The sequence below is a fragment of the Pseudoduganella sp. R-32 genome (assembly GCF_049913245.1).
Taxonomy (GTDB): domain Bacteria; phylum Pseudomonadota; class Gammaproteobacteria; order Burkholderiales; family Burkholderiaceae_D; genus Rugamonas.
Window position 1 is genome coordinate 1,920,729 of sequence record NZ_CP183987.1, and the last position, 16,752, is coordinate 1,937,480.

The 16,752-nt window shown below is 63.2% G+C and carries 11 protein-coding genes; all 11 read left to right on the plus strand.

Annotated features, from left to right (window positions below; all coding sequences use genetic code 11):
• Positions 1–122 precede the first annotated feature (122 nt).
• The 11 genes from ACN9MU_RS08920 (at position 123) to infB (ending at position 16,584) form a co-directional block, all read left to right on the plus strand.
• Positions 123–1,058 (plus strand): ABC transporter permease, encoded by a 936-nt coding sequence (locus ACN9MU_RS08920; RefSeq protein WP_426321763.1) that lies wholly within the window; start codon positions 123–125, stop codon positions 1,056–1,058.
• Between the two features lie 12 nt (positions 1,059–1,070).
• On the plus strand, positions 1,071–2,102 hold the full coding sequence (locus tag ACN9MU_RS08925; protein ID WP_426337152.1) for an ABC transporter permease: 1,032 nt from the start codon (positions 1,071–1,073) through the stop codon (positions 2,100–2,102).
• A 1-nt stretch (position 2,103) separates the two neighbouring features.
• Positions 2,104–3,777, plus strand: coding sequence for an ABC transporter ATP-binding protein (locus tag ACN9MU_RS08930; RefSeq protein ID WP_426337153.1), 1,674 nt, complete (start codon positions 2,104–2,106; stop codon positions 3,775–3,777).
• A gap of 70 nt (positions 3,778–3,847) precedes the next feature.
• A complete protein-coding gene (locus ACN9MU_RS08935; RefSeq protein ID WP_426169811.1) occupies positions 3,848–6,070 on the plus strand; it encodes a response regulator in 2,223 nt (740 codons plus the stop codon).
• A 29-nt stretch (positions 6,071–6,099) separates the two neighbouring features.
• On the plus strand, positions 6,100–7,089 hold the full coding sequence (locus tag ACN9MU_RS08940; protein ID WP_426169814.1) for a VTT domain-containing protein: 990 nt from the start codon (positions 6,100–6,102) through the stop codon (positions 7,087–7,089).
• 244 nt (positions 7,090–7,333) lie between these two features.
• Positions 7,334–8,344 carry a glucokinase gene (locus ACN9MU_RS08945; protein ID WP_426169817.1) on the plus strand — a complete coding sequence of 337 codons (1,011 nt, stop codon included), beginning with the start codon at positions 7,334–7,336 and terminating at the stop codon, positions 8,342–8,344.
• Positions 8,345–8,521: 177 nt separating this feature from the next.
• Complete coding sequence (gene scpB, locus ACN9MU_RS08950; protein WP_426321770.1) at positions 8,522–9,253, plus strand: SMC-Scp complex subunit ScpB; 732 nt, start codon at positions 8,522–8,524, stop codon at positions 9,251–9,253.
• The gene (rluB, locus tag ACN9MU_RS08955; RefSeq protein ID WP_426344441.1) at positions 9,240–11,243 is read left to right on the plus strand and encodes a 23S rRNA pseudouridine(2605) synthase RluB; all 2,004 of its coding nucleotides are present in this window, start codon (positions 9,240–9,242) and stop codon (positions 11,241–11,243) included. The genes scpB and rluB overlap by 14 nt, the downstream gene beginning before the upstream one ends.
• 338 nt (positions 11,244–11,581) lie before the next feature.
• Entirely contained in the window at positions 11,582–12,070 is a 489-nt protein-coding gene (rimP, locus tag ACN9MU_RS08960) for a ribosome maturation factor RimP (RefSeq protein WP_130315189.1), read from the plus strand.
• Positions 12,067–13,632 carry a transcription termination factor NusA gene (gene nusA / locus ACN9MU_RS08965; RefSeq protein ID WP_426169826.1) on the plus strand — a complete coding sequence of 522 codons (1,566 nt, stop codon included), beginning with the start codon at positions 12,067–12,069 and terminating at the stop codon, positions 13,630–13,632. Before rimP ends, nusA begins: the two co-directional genes overlap by 4 nt.
• A 63-nt stretch (positions 13,633–13,695) precedes the next feature.
• Positions 13,696–16,584 (plus strand): translation initiation factor IF-2, encoded by a 2,889-nt coding sequence (gene infB, locus ACN9MU_RS08970; RefSeq protein ID WP_426321775.1) that lies wholly within the window; start codon positions 13,696–13,698, stop codon positions 16,582–16,584.
• Positions 16,585–16,752 lie beyond the last annotated feature (168 nt).

Sequence of the window (16,752 nt, forward strand, 5' to 3'; positions counted from 1 at the left end):
AGATGAGAGCATTTGGACTAATATTGCGTCAATTAAAAACTGGCCAACGATACAATTTTGAGAAGATCCGTCTCATTTATGAAACGATAGCAAGTGAACCAGTTATAGATTGATTACCGAGGATGATTTCATTTTTAATACGTCGCATCTGGCAAATGGCGCCGACACTGCTGGGTGTTGTGTTACTGGTGTTCGTGCTGTTCAACTGGGTAGGTGGCGATCCTGCCTATATCCTGGCCGGCAAGATGTCCGACGCCGCCAGCATCGACAATATTCGCCGCCAACTTGGCGTGGACCAGCCCTGGTACGTTCAGCTGGGAATTTTCCTGAAGCAGATCGCGACTTTCGATTTTGGCCAGAGCTGGGCCACCGGGGAAGCGGTATCGGACATCATCACTTCCCGCCTGGGGCCTTCGCTGACCGTGCTGGTGCCGCTGACCTTGCTAGAAACCGTGCTGGGCATTGCACTGGCCCTGGCGGTGGCCTTCGTGCGCGGTTCGCTGGCCGACCGCGCCGTGATGGTCGCTTGCACGGTAGGCATGTCGATCTCCATCCTGGTCTATATCATCGTGTTCCAGTATTGGCTGGCCTACAAGGCGGGCTGGTTCCCGGTGCAGGGCTGGGGTGCCGGCTTGCCGGAGAACCTGCGCTTCGCAGCGCTGCCCATCCTGATCGGGCTGGCTGTGTCGCTGGCGCCGACCTTGCGCCTGTACCGCAGCTTCGTGCTGGACGAAGTCGGGCAGGATTACGTGCGCACGGCGCGCGCCAAGGGCTTGCCCGAGCGGCGCGTGATGTGGCTGCATGTGCTGCGCAATGCGGCGATCCCGATCATTACCCACGTGATGGCGAATTTGCCAGCCATGCTGATCGGCGCCTTCCTGCTGGAGCGCTTCTTCGGCATCCCGGGCATCGGGCGCGAAGTGATCCTGGCGGTGGAGCGTTCCGATTTCCCCGTGATCAAGGCGATTACCGTCTACGTAGCCGTGGCGACCATGGTGTTCAACCTGCTGACCGATCTGCTGTACCAGGCTGTCGATCCGCGCGTACAGCTCAAGTAAGAAGGACAGCGCATGCATGCCATTCATGACTCGGCCGGACTGTGGACCCTGGCCTGGCGCCGCCTGCGGGCAGACCGGCTTGCCATGGCGGCGCTGGCGGTCGTAGCCGGCTTCCTGCTCCTGCTCGCAGCTTCCGCCAGCGGCATCGTAGCAGCCGACTGGGAAGAGGAGGTTGCGCTCAACTATGCGCCGCCGACATTTGCTGCGCCGCCTGCGGTGCAGGTGGCGCACGATGCCGCCGCCGGGACCGACAACGCCGGCAGCGCAGCGCCACCCCCCAATGAATTCGACCCGCTGGCGGAAGACCTGCGTGAGCTGCGCGCCACCTTGGGCAAAGCGGTCGCCGAGCCCGCTGCAGGACGGGCTCCGAGCCTGCCGTTCGGCGCTGACAAATGGGGCCACGACATCATCAGGAAAACCATCAAGGGCGGCGAAACCTCGATCGTGGTCGGCCTGGCTGCGGCCACGCTGGCAGTTGGCCTGGGCACGTTTTTCGGCGCCGTTTCCGGCTTTTACGGCGGCGTGGTGGACGATTTCTTGAACTGGTTCTACAACGTCTTTACCTCGATCCCCTCGATCCTGATGATCCTGACCGTGGCCGCCGTGCTGCAGCAGAAAGGTGTGCTGACCATAGTCCTGATCCTTGGATTGACCGGCTGGACCGGCCCATACCGCCTGATCCGCGCCGAATACATCAAGCACAAGGCGCGCGAATACGTGCTGGCTGCCGACGCCATCGGCGCTTCGGCCTGGCGCAAGATGTTCAGCCACATCTTCCCGAATGTCAGCCACGTGGCCCTGGTGCAGCTGTCGATCCTGGTGGTGGGCTTCATCAAGGCCGAAGTGATCCTGTCCTTCCTTGGCTTTGGTGTGCCGGTCGGCGTGGTGAGCTGGGGCTCCATGCTGAACGAGGCCCAGAATGAACTCGTTCTCGGCAAATGGTGGCAGCTGACTGCTGCCGCCAGCGCCATGGCCTTGCTGGTCACGGCCTTCTCCCTGTTTGCCGACGCCCTGCGCGACGCGCTCGACCCCAAGGTGAAATGACATGCTGCTACAGGTCCGCAACTTGCGTATCCGCTTCCGTACCGACAAAAAGAACACTGTCGAGGCGGTGAAGGGCATTTCCTTCGACATCCCGCATGACCGTACGGTCGCCCTGGTGGGCGAGTCGGGCAGCGGCAAGTCGGTCAGCTCGCTGGCTGTCATGGGCCTGCTGCCGCCGCAAACGACCCTCATCGACCAGCAAAGCAGCGTGCTGTTCGAGGGCCGCGAAGTGCTGCACCAGCCGGCACGTGAACGCCGCGCCATGTGCGGCAGGGATATTGCGATAATTTTCCAGGAACCGATGTCCTCGCTGAACCCCGTGTTCACGGTCGGCTTCCAGGTCGGCGAAGTGCTGCGCCTGCATATGGGCATGGACCGGCGCAGCGCCCGCGCCCGCACGCTGGAGTTGCTGGAAGAGGTGGGCATCCCCGATCCGCCGGCCAGGATCGACGCCTATCCGAGCCAGTTGTCGGGCGGCCAGCAGCAAAGGGTGATGATCGCCATGGCGATAGCCTGCAGGCCCAAGCTGCTGATCGCCGACGAGCCCACTACCGCACTGGATGTCACGATCCAGAAGCAGATCATGGAACTGATTGCCGGGCTGCAGAAGAAACACCGGATGTCGGTGCTGTTCATCACCCACGACCTGGGCCTGGTGGCGGAAATTGCCGATGACGTGATCGTGATGCGGCACGGCGAAGTGCGCGAAACTGGCGATGCGCGTGCGGTGTTCGCCGATCCGAAAGACCTGTACACGCGCGCGCTGCTGCACTGCCGGCCATCGCTCGACGCGCGCCCGGTGCGCCTGCCGGTGATCAGCGACTACATGGAAGGGCGCTTCGGCGCTGCCGTGCAGCAGGCGCAGCGCGCGCGCGGCAGCGCTCCGGGCGATGAGATCGTGCTGGACGTGCGGGGCCTGAAAAAGAGCTTCTGGCTGCGCGAAGGCCTGTTCGGCAAGCGCGAATTCCAGGCTGTCAAGGACGTCTCGTTCACGCTGGCGCGCGGCAAGACACTGGGCGTGGTCGGCGAATCGGGCAGCGGCAAGTCCACGCTCGGCCTGACGCTGCTGCGCCTGCACCAGGCCAGCGGCGGCAGCGCCCTGTTCAAGGGGCGTGACCTGCTGGCGATGAGCGACAAGGAGTTCCGCCCGTTCAAGCGCCGCATCCAGATCATTTTCCAGAACCCGTATGCCTCGCTGAACCCGCGCTTTACCGTGGGCCAGATCCTGCTGGAACCGATGCGGCTGCACGGCATCGGCGCCGACGACGCCCAGCGGGTAGAGCTGGCGCTGGCGCTGCTGGAGCGGGTAGGGTTGCCTCAGCAAGCCTACCATCGCTATCCGCACGAATTCTCCGGCGGCCAGCGGCAGCGCATTGCCATCGCGCGCTGCCTGACCATGAAGCCGGAAATCCTGGTATGCGACGAGTCGGTATCGGCGCTGGACGTGTCGGTGCAGGCCCAGGTGCTGAACCTGCTGCAGGACCTGCAGGACGAATTCGGCCTGTCCTATATTTTCATCTCGCACGACCTGTCGGTGGTCAGGTACATTTCCGACCAGGTGATGGTGATGCATAAGGGTGAAGTGGTGGAAATGGCCGACTCGGACGAACTGTATCGCAACCCGCGGCACCCCTACACGCGCTCGCTGCTGGCGGCTATCCCCAGGGCTGCTTGATCGCCCCCAGCAAAGCTGGCACACTGGTCATTCGCGCCGCATACCGCGGCGCCCCGGCCGGAGCAGGTCTTTGCGTTCGAACAAAGTTGCCTCCATCGCATTATTGGTCAGCGTGGCGTTAGCGAGCATCGTCAGCGCCGTGCTGCTGGTGTTCGCCGCTTATTCCTATTCCTCGGAGAGCAGCAAGCGCTGGCAAGAGCTGCAGCGCGTGCTGAACATCAGCGCCGACCAGTTGGCGCTGGGGGTAGCCATGCCAGCCTGGAATTTCGACGACAAGCAAGTGTTGTCCATCATGCGCGCCAGCATGAACCAGCGCGACCTGCATGCCATCGTGTTGTACGGCACGGGCAGCAAGCGTGAGCTGGTGGTGCAGCGCGGCCCCGGCGACAAACTTGAAACCAGCCTGCCGCTGGCAACCACGCCGGACATGCTGGTGGCCCAGCGCCCGGTCGTCGTCGATGGCGCCGCGATCGGCACCATCAAGGTTTTCGCAACGCCAGCCTATATGCTGCAGCAATTGCAGGACCAGCGCCGCGCCAACCTGATGGCGATCCTGGTGCTGGCCGCGGCGCTGGTCACCAGCCTGTACGGCTTGCTGTGGTTCCTGATCCTGCGGCCACTGAAGGCTGTAGGCCAGTACGTCATGGGCGATACGCCGCAAAAGGCCTGCTTCTACGGCGAACTGCGCACCCTCAAAGAGTCCATCCACAAGATGTGGGAGCTGCTCGACAGCCGCTACCGCGCGATGCGCGAGAGCGAGGAACGCCTCAGCGTTGCCACCCGCGCTGCACGCATCGGCATCTGGGACTGGGACGTGGTCTACGACGAATTGATGCAGGACGACGAGATCATGCGCCAGTACGGCCTTGGCAGCCGGCTGGGCGGCGGCAACTACAAGGCCTGGCTGGAGCGCGTGGTGCCGGAAGACCGGGAGCGCGCGCGCGCCGAAGTGGCGGCCGCCTTGAACGGCGAGCGCGACTTTTCCCTGCAATTCCGCATCCGCCGGCCTGACGGCACGCTGCGCCACTTGCGTTCAATGGCTCGCTCCTTCCGCGATGCGCAGGGCAAGGTGGTGCGCATGGTCGGCGTCAGCATCGACGTCACCGAGGCTACCGAAAGCGAGCAGGAGTTGCGGCGCCACCGCAGCCACCTGGAAGAACTGGTGAGCGAACGCACGGCAGCCCTGTCGGTAGCGGTCGCCGAAGCCCAGGCGGCCAGCCGCGCCAAGAGCGTGTTCCTGTCCACCATGAGCCATGAACTGCGTACGCCCCTGAATTCGGTGATCGGCTTTTCGCGCCTGATGGCGCATTCGACCACCATGTCGGCCGATGAAAAACGCAATATGGCGATCATCCACCGCAGCGGGCAGCATTTGCTGGCCTTGATCAACGACATCCTCGAGCTGTCGCGGATCGAGGCCGGCGGCGTCAGCTTGCACCGGGAAGCGGTCGACGTGGCGCAGCTGCTGCGCGATGTGTGCGATATGGTCGGCGAGCGTGCCGTGCAGGCCGGGGTGGCGTTGAAGATGGAATGCGGCGCCTTGCCGCGCGCGCTGATGATGGATGGCGCCAAGGTGCGCCATGTGCTGCTCAACCTGGTGACCAATGTCCTCAAGCATGCGCGCCAGGGCACGATCACGCTGTCGCTGCGGCCGACGGGCTTGCCCGGCGGGCGGCATGGCCTGGCGTTTGCAGTATGCGCGGGACAGGCTGGCATTCCAGAAGACCCCGGCCTTGGCCTGGCGATTTCGCGCCAGTACGTGCGCATCATGGGCGGCGAGCTGGAAGTCGAGCCCGGGCCGAGGCCGGGAGCGGGCACGGTATTCCGCTTTACCATCGAGGCGGAAGAGGCCGATGCCGGCGAGCCCCTGGCGCGCCTGCCGCAGCTGGCGCCGATGCACCAGGGCCGGCGCATCCTGGTGGTGGATGACGGTGTCGAGGGCCGCCACCTGTTGCGCAGCATGCTGCTGCCGGCCGGCTTCGAGGTTCAGGAGGCGTCCGATGGCATGGAGGCACTGGATGTCATCGCCAAGTCGCAGCCGGAACTGGTATTGATGGACTGGCGCCTGCCAGTGCTGGACGGGCTGGAAGCAACGCGCCGCCTGCGCGCCGATCACAGCCTGCCGCAGCCGCGCGTGGTGTTGATGGCGGCAACGGCCTTTGGCGGCGAGCGGCAACAGGCCCTGGCGGCCGGCGCCGACGACTTCCTGCACAAGCCGGTGGAACAGGACAGGCTGTTCCGGATGCTGCAGCAACAGCTGTCGCTGCAGTACGTCGAGGGAGCCCTGCCTTAGCCCTCGTTTTGCGCTACCATAGTCGAACTATGGCTAACCTAATATCCTTGTTGCAGCAGTATGGTGTCCTGATCGTCTTTGCCGTGGTGCTGGTCGAACAGATGGGGTTGCCAATTCCTGCCTATCCGGTGCTGATCGTGGCCGGTGCGCTGGCCATCGATAATGGCAATAGCGCGCCGTTTCCGGTGGTGCTGGGCGTTGCCATGCTGGCATGCCTGCTCAGCGATTTCTTCTGGTTCCGCGCCGGCCGCCGTTTTGGCAAGCGCATCCTCAAGCTGCTGTGCAAGATTTCGCTGTCGCCGGACTACTGCGTCAGCCAGACGGAAGACAACTTCCGCAAATGGGGGCCGAAGTCGATGGTGGTGGCCAAATTCATCCCCGGCTTCAACACCATTGCCCCACCGATGGCAGGCGCGCTGGGCACCGGCGTGCCCACCTTCCTCGGTTTCAGCCTACTGGGCGGCCTGCTGTGGAGCGCCACCGGACTGCTGATCGGGGCCTATTTCCATGCCGACGTGGACAAGGTGCTGGACGTGCTGTCGACCATGGGGTCGACCGCGCTGACGGTGCTGGCTATCCTGCTCGGCCTGTTCGTGCTGGCCAAGTTCATCGAGCGGCGCCGCTTCCAGAAGGCCATGCAGACCGAGCGCATCAGCATCGACGAACTGAAAGAGTTGCTCGATTCGGGCCATGATCCGGTAATGGTCGATGCCCGCAGCGCCACCGCACAATTGCTGGATCCGCCGGTGCCGGGCGCCCTGCTGGTAGGCGCCAGCGACCCGCTGGCCGTGATCAAATCCCTGCCGAAGGACCGCCACATCATCGTCTACTGCAGCTGCCCGAACGACGTCACCGCCGCCAAGGTCGCCAAGCAGCTCCACTCCCACGGCTACAAGCGCGCCAAGCCCTTGCACGGCGGCCTCGATGCCTGGAATACCGCCTTCCGCAGCGAGGGCGAATCCGCCGTGATCGCCGAACAGACCCCCGACAGCCTCACCCCCGCCGACTCCCGTCATTAATTAAAGTCGGGGTCAGGTCTGGCAATCCGCCAAAAAAGGCACGTGCGTGCCTTTTTTGGCGGATTGCCAGACCTGACCCCGACTTTTTTACGCAAGCTGGAGTAGTCATACTACCGTCGAAATATCGCGTAATGTAGTGTGTGTACCTAATTTTTACGTTTCTTGTACTCAAACTACAAAGAATTCCTTGCGTCTCGGCTAACAAATCCCTTAGGATTAAGGCTCAACTTAATCGCTTGTGCCCATGACTGCCCAGACCATCCCTGTCACGCCTGCCTTCTTCCAAAGCCCGCGCCTGCTGGCCGATGTGGGTGGGACCAATGCCCGGTTTGCCCTGGAACTGGCGCCAGGCAGGATTGAGCATATCCACGTGCTGTCCGGCGCAGCTTATGCAACGCTGGCCGATGCGCTAAGGGCTTACCTGGCGCTGCCGGATGTGGTGGCGGCTGCCGGCCTGGGCGTGCGTCATGGTGCGATTGCGATCGCCAATCCGGTCAATGGCGATTACGTCAAGATGACCAATCACCATTGGGAGTTTTCGATCGAGGCATTGCGCCTGGAAGTGGGCTTCGAGGTGCTGGTGGTGGCCAATGATTTCACCGCGCTGGCGCGCTCGCTGCCGCTGCTGGCGGATGACCAGAAGCGCCAGGTCGGTAGCGGCACGCCGCAAGCCGGCGCGCCGCTTGGCCTGATCGGCGCCGGCACCGGCCTTGGCGTGTCGGGCCTGATCCCGTCGGCAGCCGGCTGGACCGCACTGCTGAGCGAGGGCGGCCATGTCAGCTTCCCGCCGATGAATCCGGAAGAGGTGGCGATCCTGCAATACGCCTGGACCGAATTTCCGCATGTGTCGGCGGAGCGCTTGCTGTCCGGCGTCGGCATCGAACTGATTTACCGCGCGCTGGTGGCCCAGCGCGGCCATGAGGAGCCGGTACTGCCGGCGCCGGAGATTGCGCGCCGCGCGCTGACCGGCGAGTGCCCGCTGTGCGACGATGTGATTGAGCACTTCTGCACCATGCTGGGCACCATTGCCGGCAACCTCGGCGTGACACTGGGCGCGACGGGCGGCATCTATATTGGCGGCGGCATCGTGCCGCGCCTGGGCGAGCGCTTCGACCGTTCCGGCTTCCGCGCCCGTTTTGAGGAAAAAGGGCGCTTCAACAAATACCTGGCGGCGATTCCTACCTATGTGATCACTGCCGAGTACCCGGCTTTTGTTGGTGTTTCGGCAATCCTGGCCGAGCGCCTGGCCGGCTAAGCGAGCAGGCTTTTACACTTCTCCTGACTTTTATCAGGTACAATTGGCCAAGTTGGATGAAGCGGCGCCTGTCGTCCGCCTTGTTTTCGCCCTGAAAACGCTCTCCACCTGAGACTCTCGCCCCGGCGCGTAGCGGTCCGGCGCCTTCTTACTTAGTTACACAACCAAATGTAGTGTATGGATAATGCAGAGGCTAAGAAAGTCCTCGAAGCTGCGCTGCTATGCGCCCGTGAACCCTTATCGATCCACAGCCTGAAAAAGCTGTACGTCGAAACCGACGACCAGGGCAATCCGCTCGGAGCTGGGGTCGGCGCTGATACGATCAAGGAATTGCTGGAAGAGTTGCGCCAGGATTGGCAAGGGCGCGGCATTGAGGTGGTCAGCCTCTCCAGCGGCTGGCGCTTCCAGAGCCGGCCTGAAATGAAGTTGTACCTGGATCGCCTGAATCCGGAAAAACCGCAGAAATATTCGCGCGCCACGCTGGAAACGCTGGCCATCATCGCTTACCGCCAGCCGGTGACCCGCGGCGATATCGAGGAAATCCGCGGCGTTGCGGTGAACTCGCAGACGATCAAGATGCTGGAAGACCGCGGCTGGGTCGATACGGTCGGCTACCGCGATGTGCTGGGCCGCCCGGCCTTGCTGGGCACGACCAAGCAGTTCCTGGACGACCTGGGACTGGAATCGCTGTCCCAATTGCCGCCGCTGCAGCAGATCAGCGATACGCAGAATGAAAATCCGCTGGAAGTACTGGAGGCTCGCTTGACCGAGAACTTCGAGAAGGCGGCGCAGGAAGCACAAGTAGTAGAAGAGAAAGAGGCGACGCCAGACGAGGCGCCGCCGGTAACAGATGACCCGGCGCCCGATAACGTCGAGCCCTTAGCAGAAACGAATAATGAACAAGCCTGATAACTCCCCAGAAACCGGTACCCCGGCAGCCGCCGAGACCGCACCCGCCAAGCCGAAACGCCGCACCAAGGCGCAGATCGAGGCTGACAACGCTGCCGCCCTGGCGGCCGGCGAAACGCCAAAGCCCAAGCGCCGTACCAAAGCCGCGGCCGAAGCTGTGGCGGGCGAGCAGCCTGCTGCGAGCGCGGAAGCCGCTCCGGTCAAAAAGCCGCGTGCCAAGAAGGTTGTAGTGGCGGAAGCGGCACCGGTTGCGGAAGCAGCTCCAGAGCCGGCCGCACCGGCACCTGCGGGGGCAGCGCAGGCCGGCGAAAGTGGGGAAGGCCAGGGCAAGGATCGCGGCCGTGCGCCGCGCGGCCCGCGCCAGATGCGCGAACAGCGCGCACTGCGCCAGGCTGAAAAGGCTGCCGTGGCGGCACTCGGCGCCGAAGCAGTGCCTGCCGAGGGCGCCGCGCTGGCCGCCGCTGAGGGCGGCGACGGTGCGAGCCCATGGCCAAGTGCAGTCCCTGCTGAAAAGCGCCACGACAAGCATGGCAAGCACAAAGGCAAGAAGGGCAAGCACGGCAAGCAGGCGCATGGCGAAGGCCAGGGCGCGCAAGCCGGCGAAGGCGGCCAGGTTCAAGGCCAGGGCAAGGGCGGCCAGGGCAAGCAGCGCGTGCCGGGCGCCTTCGGCAACAAGATGAAGGCCAAGGACAAGTCGTCCGAAGCCGATGCGGTGTTCTCCTTCGTGACCTCCGACGCGTTCGACCGCGACGAGGGCGGTTCCGGTAAGCCGGTCAAGGCGCGCCGCGACCTGACGGCGGAAGACGATGCACCGAAGTTGCACAAAGTGCTGGCGGAAGCAGGCATGGGCTCGCGCCGCGACATGGAAGAGCTGATCATCGCCGGCCGCGTGTCGGTGAACGGCGAGCCGGCCCACATCGGCCAGCGCATCCTGCCGACCGATGCGGTCCGCATCAACGGCAAGCTGGTGCAGCGCAAGGTTTCCAAGAAGCCGCCGCGCGTGCTGGTCTACCACAAGCCGGCCGGCGAAATCGTGTCGCACGACGACCCGGATGGCCGTCCATCGGTGTTCGACCGCCTGCCGACCATGAAGACCGGCAAATGGCTGGCCGTTGGCCGCCTGGACTTCAATACCGAAGGCTTGCTGCTGTTCACCACCTCCGGTGACCTGGCGAACCGCCTGATGCACCCGCGCTACAACATCGACCGTGAATACGCGGTGCGTACCCTGGGCGAGCTGGAAGAGGGCATGCGCCAGAAACTGCTGGCCGGCGTCGAGCTGGAAGACGGCATGGCGCAGTTCACCAAGATCGCCGATGGCGGCGGTGAAGGCGTGAACAAGTGGTACCGCGTGGTGATCGGCGAAGGCCGTAACCGCGAGGTGCGCCGCATGTTCGAGGCGATCGGCCTGACTGTGTCGCGCCTGATCCGTACCCGTTACGGCGCGCTGACCTTGCCTTCGAACTTGAAGCGCGGTCGCTGGGAAGAGATGGAAGAGAATTCGGTGCGCGACCTGCTGACGGCTGTCGGCTTCAAGAAAGAAGGCAGCGCCGGCGCTGGTGCTGGCGAGGGTAAGAAGCCGCAGGGCGGTCCGGGTCAAGGCCAGGGCAAGCGTGAACGTGAGCGCGAGCCGAATGGCAACCGCATGGATGTGAGCAACAAGAATGCCGATCCTTTCCCGCAGGCGCCGCGCGGTGGCCGCAACCAGGGGCAGGGGGCGTTCTATGGTGCGCCGCGTCATGGCGGCGGCTTCACCGGATTCGGTGACCAGCAGCCGGGTGGCCGTGGCGCCGGTGGTGCTGGCGGCGGCAAGGGTAAGGGTAAAGGCAAGGGGCAGGGTAGCGGTCCTCGCCAGCCGGATCCGCTGATGACGACTTTTGGCTTCGCTGGCCAGGGCCACGGCCACGGCCAGGGGCAGCAGCGCCGCGGCGGGCACCAGCCGCGCGGCGGGGCTTCGGACCATGGCATGCCGCGCCGCCGTAAGGGCTAAAACCGGTAAACCGGTGTCTGACCCGCAGGGTCAGACACCTGCCCAGCCAGCGGCAGTAGCGTACAAGTGTCTGCCCCCCGCGGGTCGGACGGGGCGGCCGTCCGACTGCAGTGCCGGTTTAAGGTGTTGGTTTTTGAGCACCTTCCTATTGTTACACCCTCGTCCGATGTGGTATGCGGCATTGCAGCGAAGTCAATAAGGCGCTATAATGAGCAGCCTAGTTAAAGTTCTTCGCAGGTATTTTTGCCGAGAGTGCTTTCATCTGGCTGCAGTAACGAAAGATGGGCAGTTGCCCATTTTTTTTTGGTTGAATCGTTTTAAGTATCTGGAGATTTCTTTTGCAACTGCCTGAATTGATTGAAAAAACCGTCGCTGGCCTCGGCTACGACCTGGTCGATTTCGAACGGGCCGAACGCGGACTGCTGCGTGTTTATATCGACTTCACGGCGGAAGATGCAGAAGAAAAGGGCCCGATCACGGTTGAAGACTGCGCCACGGTGAGCCACCAACTGTCGCACGTGCTGACGGTCGAGAACGTTCCTTACGAACGCCTCGAAATTTCGTCGCCTGGCCTGGACCGTCCGCTGCGCAAGTTCAGCGACTTCGTCCGCTTTGCCGGCTCCGAAGCGATCGTCAAGCTGCGCATGGCCATTCCAGGCACTGCAAATCGCAAGTCCTACCAGGGCATCCTGACGGAGCCTGAAGGCGATCAACTGGGTATTGAATTTGAAGGTAAAGAAGGTCCTGCGGTGCTGAATTTCACGCTCGCGGACATTGACAAGGCACGCTTGGTGCCGCAGGTGAATTTTGGGAGCCGCAAAGCATGAGTCGCGAAGTATTGTTATTGGTTGATGCGCTGGCGCGCGAAAAGAACGTCGACAAGGAAGTCGTGTTCGGCGCGCTCGAGTTCGCACTGGCGCAAGCCACGAAGAAGCGCTATGAAGGCGAAGTGGATATTCGCGTTTCGATCGACCGTGAAAGCGGCGAGTTCGAGTCCTTCCGCCGCTGGCACGTAGTGCCGGACGAAGCCGGCCTGCAACTGCCTGACCAGGAAGTGCTGCTGTTCGAAGCGAAAGAGCAGATCCCTGACATCGAAGTCGATGAATACATCGAAGAGCCGATCGAATCCGTGGAATTCGGCCGCCGCTTCGCCCAGGACACTAAGCAAGTGGTCCTGCAGCGCGTGCGCGATGCTGAACGCGAGCAGATCCTGCAAGACTTCCTGGAGCGCGGCGACGCGCTGGTCACCGGCACCATCAAGCGCATGGAACGCGGCGATGCGATCGTCGAATCCGGCAAGATCGAAGCCCGTCTGCCGCGCGACCAGATGATCCCGAAGGAAAACCTGCGTATCGGCGACCGCGTGCGTGCCTACATCCTGCGCGTTGACCGCAATATGCGCGGCCCGCAAGTGATCCTGTCGCGCACCGCGCCAGAGTTCATCATGAAGCTGTTCGAACTGGAAGTGCCGGAAATCGAACAAGGCATGCTGGAGATTAAATCCGCTGCGCGCGACGCCGGCGTGCGCGCCAAGATCGCCGTGCACACCAACGACAAGCGCATCGACCCGATCGGTACCTGCGTCGGCATGCGCGGTTCGCGCGTGCAGGCCGTGACCGGCGAGCTGGGCGGCGAGCGCGTGGACATCGTGCTGTGGTCGGAAGATCCAGCGCAATTCGTGATCGGCGCGCTGGCACCTGCCAACGTGTCCTCGATCATGGTTGACGAAGACAAGCACGCGATGGACGTGGTGGTTGACGAAGAAAACCTGGCAATCGCCATCGGCCGCTCCGGCCAGAACGTGCGCCTGGCTTCCGAGCTGACCGGCTGGAAGATCAACATCATGACCGCGGAAGAATCGGCCGACAAGCTGGCGACCGAAACCGCTGCAGTGCGCGCACTGTTCATGGAAAAGCTGGATGTGGACCAGGAAGTGGCCGACATCCTGGTGGAAGAAGGCTTCAGCAGCCTGGAAGAAATCGCCTACGTGCCGATTTCCGAGATGCTGGACATCGAAGCGTTCGACGAAGACACCGTCAACGAGCTGCGTACCCGTGCCCGCGACGCCCTGGTGACCGAAGCCATCGCTTCGGAAGAAGGCCTGGAAGGCATGGAAGAGCAGCTGGTTGGCCTGGAAGGCATGGACCGCGTCACCGCGGGCAAGCTGGGCCTCGCAGGCATCAAGACCCTGGCGCAATTTGCCGGTCTGGCCTATGACGAGTTCGGCGCCATCCTGGCATTGTCGAGCGACCGCGCGCGTGAACTGATTTCGAATGAGTTTGAGAATGTGACCGACGATGAAATGAAGCTGGTCGACGGTAAGTACGATGATCGCGCCAAGGCCCTGCAAGCCAAGGCCTGGGCATCGTCCGAAGCGGCCAAGGCCTAAAGAATGGCCTGAACAGCAGTAGCAGCTTTATTTATCATCGAGACACATAGAAAAGAGGACTGAATGGCGAGTAACAACGTAGCCCAATTTGCCACCGAACTGAAGATGCCTGCAGATTTGCTGCTGTCGCAGCTGAAGTCTGCTGGCGTCGAAAAGAGTTCGGCGTCAGATCCATTGTCAAAAGATGATAAGGACAAGCTGCTGGAACACCTGCGCCGTACCCACGGCGCAGGAGCAGAGCCGGGCGAAAAGAAAAAGATCACCCTGACTCGTAAAGAGACCACGGAGATCAAGCAGGCCGACGCCTCCGGCAAGGCCCGCACCATCCAGGTCGAAGTGCGCAAGAAGCGCACCTTCGTCCAGCGCGACGACGTGGTGACCACCACCGCCGCCAAGCCGGCCGCGCCGGTGATCGACGCTGCCGAACAGGCGCGCCGTGAAGAAGAAGCACGCCGCCAGGCCGAGCTGATCGCCCGCCAGGAAGCGGAGCTGAAAGAGAAACAGGAACGCCTGGCCAAGCTCGACGAGGAAAAGGCTGCCCAGGCCAAAGCCGCCGAAGAGGAAGCCAAGCGCGTAGCGGAAGAACAGTCCAAGAAAGCTGCAGCCGACAAGGCCGCCGCCGAAAAGGCCGCTGCTGCCGCTGCTGCCGGCGCCGCGCAGAAAGCCGCTGCCGAAGAAGAAGAGAAGAAGCGCCTGGCCGATGCCGAAGAGTCCAAGCGCAAGCACGAAATCGCCGCCAAGGAAGCCGCCGAGCGCGCCGAAGCGACCGAACGTGCCCGTAAAGCTGTTGCAGACGAAGTGGCCCAGATCAAGCTGATGATGAGCCAGCCGCGTCGCGTCATGAAGGCTCCTGAGCCGGCTCCGGCCGCTGCTGCAGCCAAGCCGAAAGTCGCCGAAGGCACCCTGCACAAGCCAGCCGACAAGAAGCCTGCCGCTACCGCAGCAGCTCCAGCCGGCGACAAGAAAGAAGGCAAGCCAGGCGACAAGAAATCCATCAAGTCGGCCAACGTGGCTTCGACCTGGCAGGATGAAAAGCGCCGTGGCGCCCCGGGCGGCGGTGCAGGCAAAGGCCGCGGTGGCAACACCGGCGCCAATGCAGGCGGCCGTGACGGCTGGCGTGCAGGCGGCAAGGGCGGTCGCCGCGGCGGTCATCATGACGATCGCGAAACCAACTTCCAGCAGCCGACCGAGGCGATCGTGCATGACGTGCACGTGCCGGAAACCATCACCGTGGCCGAACTGGCGCACAAGATGGCGGTCAAGGCATCCGAAGTCATCAAGCAGCTGATGAAGCTGGGCCAGATGTGCACCATCAACCAGGTGCTGGACCAGGAAACCGCGATGATCGTGGTGGAAGAGATGGGCCACAAGGCCTTCGCTGCTGCCGTCGACGATCCGGAAGCGCTGCTGGCCGACCAGGGCGAGCACGCCGAATACGAAGCAACCCCGCGTGCACCAGTGGTGACCGTGATGGGCCACGTCGACCACGGCAAGACCTCGTTGCTGGACTACATCCGCCGCGCCAAAGTCGCGTCGGGCGAAGCCGGCGGCATTACCCAGCACATAGGCGCTTACCACGTGGAAACCCCGCGCGGCATCATCACCTTCCTGGATACCCCGGGTCACGAAGCCTTCACGGCCATGCGTGCCCGCGGTGCGAAAGCAACCGACATCGTCATCCTGGTGGTGGCGGCCGACGACGGCGTGATGCCGCAGACGAAGGAAGCAATCGCCCACGCCAAGGCAGCAGGCGTGCCGCTGGTGGTGGCGATCAATAAGATCGACAAACCAGGCGGCAACGTTGACCGCGTGACCCAGGAGCTGGTGGCCGAACAGGTGGTGCCGGAAGAATACGGCGGCGATTCGCCGTTCGTGCCGGTGTCCGCCAAGACCGGCCAGGGCATCGACGACCTGCTGGAGCAAGTGCTGCTGCAAGCCGAAGTGCTGGAACTGAAAGCCCCGGTGGAAGCGCCTGCGCGCGGCCTGGTGGTGGAAGCTCGCCTGGACAAGGGCCGTGGTCCTGTGGCCACCATCCTGGTGCAATCTGGCACCCTGCGCCGCGGCGACGTGGTGCTGGCAGGTTCGTCCTTCGGCCGCGTCCGTGCGATGCTGGACGAGAACGGCAAGTCGATCGCGGAAGCAGGTCCTTCCATCCCAGTGGAGATCCAGGGCCTGACCGAAGTGCCGGCCGCCGGTGAAGAAGCGATGGTCATGGCTGACGAGCGTAAGGCCCGTGAGATCGGCCTGTTCCGCCAAGGTAAGTTCCGCGACGTGAAGCTGGCCAAGCAGCAAGCCGCGAAGCTGGAAAACATGTTCGACCAGATGGCCGAAGGCGAAGTGAAGAATCTGCCGCTGATCATCAAGACCGACGTGCAAGGCTCGCAGGAAGCGCTGGTTGGCTCGCTGCAGAAGCTGTCGACCTCCGAAGTGCGCGTACAGATCGTGCACGCAGCGGTGGGCGGCATCTCGGAATCGGACGTCAACCTGGCGACCGCCTCCAAGGCAGTCATCATCGGCTTCAACGCCCGTGCCGATGCACAGGCGCGCAAGCTGGCCGAGACCAACGGCGTCGACATCCGCTACTACAACATCATTTACGATGCGATCGAAGAGGTCAAAGCGGCGCTGTCGGGCATGCTGGCGCCGGAGAAGCGCGAACACGTTACCGGCCAGGTCGAGATTCGCCAGGTCATCCACGTCTCCAAGGTCGGCGCGATTGCGGGCTGCCTGGTTACCGATGGCGTAGTCAAGCGTTCGTCTTCCGTCCGCCTGCTGCGCAACAACATCGTGGTGTGGACCGGCGAGATCGACTCGCTCAAGCGCTTCAAGGACGATGCGAAGGAAGTTCGCGCCGGCCTGGAGTGCGGCCTGAACCTGAAGGGCTACAACGACATCGTCGTAGGCGACGTGCTCGAAGTGTTCGAAGTGCAGGAGATCGCCCGTACCCTGTAACAGCAGGACGGCGCGATACACGGCGGGTGCTTCCCGCCTCGCGAGAGCGGGGCAGGGCACCCGCCTTTTAGTTTTATGAAAACCGGCAAACCGATGCCCGACCCGCAGGGTCAGGCACCTGGCCCACGGCAGCCGCGTATCGGTGTCTGACCCTGCGGGTCAGACACA

Excerpts from the sequence above, each read along its gene's own strand:
- ACN9MU_RS08920 (WP_426321763.1), top strand. The coding sequence starts at position 123 with ATGATTTCATTTTTAATACGTCGCATCTGGCAAATGGCGCCGACACTG.
- ACN9MU_RS08925 (WP_426337152.1), top strand. The coding sequence starts at position 1,071 with ATGCATGCCATTCATGACTCGGCCGGACTGTGGACCCTGGCCTGGCGC.
- ACN9MU_RS08930 (WP_426337153.1), top strand. The coding sequence starts at position 2,104 with ATGCTGCTACAGGTCCGCAACTTGCGTATCCGCTTCCGTACCGACAAA.
- ACN9MU_RS08940 (WP_426169814.1), top strand. The coding sequence starts at position 6,100 with ATGGCTAACCTAATATCCTTGTTGCAGCAGTATGGTGTCCTGATCGTC.
- ACN9MU_RS08945 (WP_426169817.1), top strand. The coding sequence starts at position 7,334 with ATGACTGCCCAGACCATCCCTGTCACGCCTGCCTTCTTCCAAAGCCCG.
- scpB (WP_426321770.1), top strand. The coding sequence starts at position 8,522 with ATGGATAATGCAGAGGCTAAGAAAGTCCTCGAAGCTGCGCTGCTATGC.
- rluB (WP_426344441.1), top strand. The coding sequence starts at position 9,240 with ATGAACAAGCCTGATAACTCCCCAGAAACCGGTACCCCGGCAGCCGCC.
- nusA (WP_426169826.1), top strand. The coding sequence starts at position 12,067 with ATGAGTCGCGAAGTATTGTTATTGGTTGATGCGCTGGCGCGCGAAAAG.
- infB (WP_426321775.1), top strand. The coding sequence starts at position 13,696 with ATGGCGAGTAACAACGTAGCCCAATTTGCCACCGAACTGAAGATGCCT.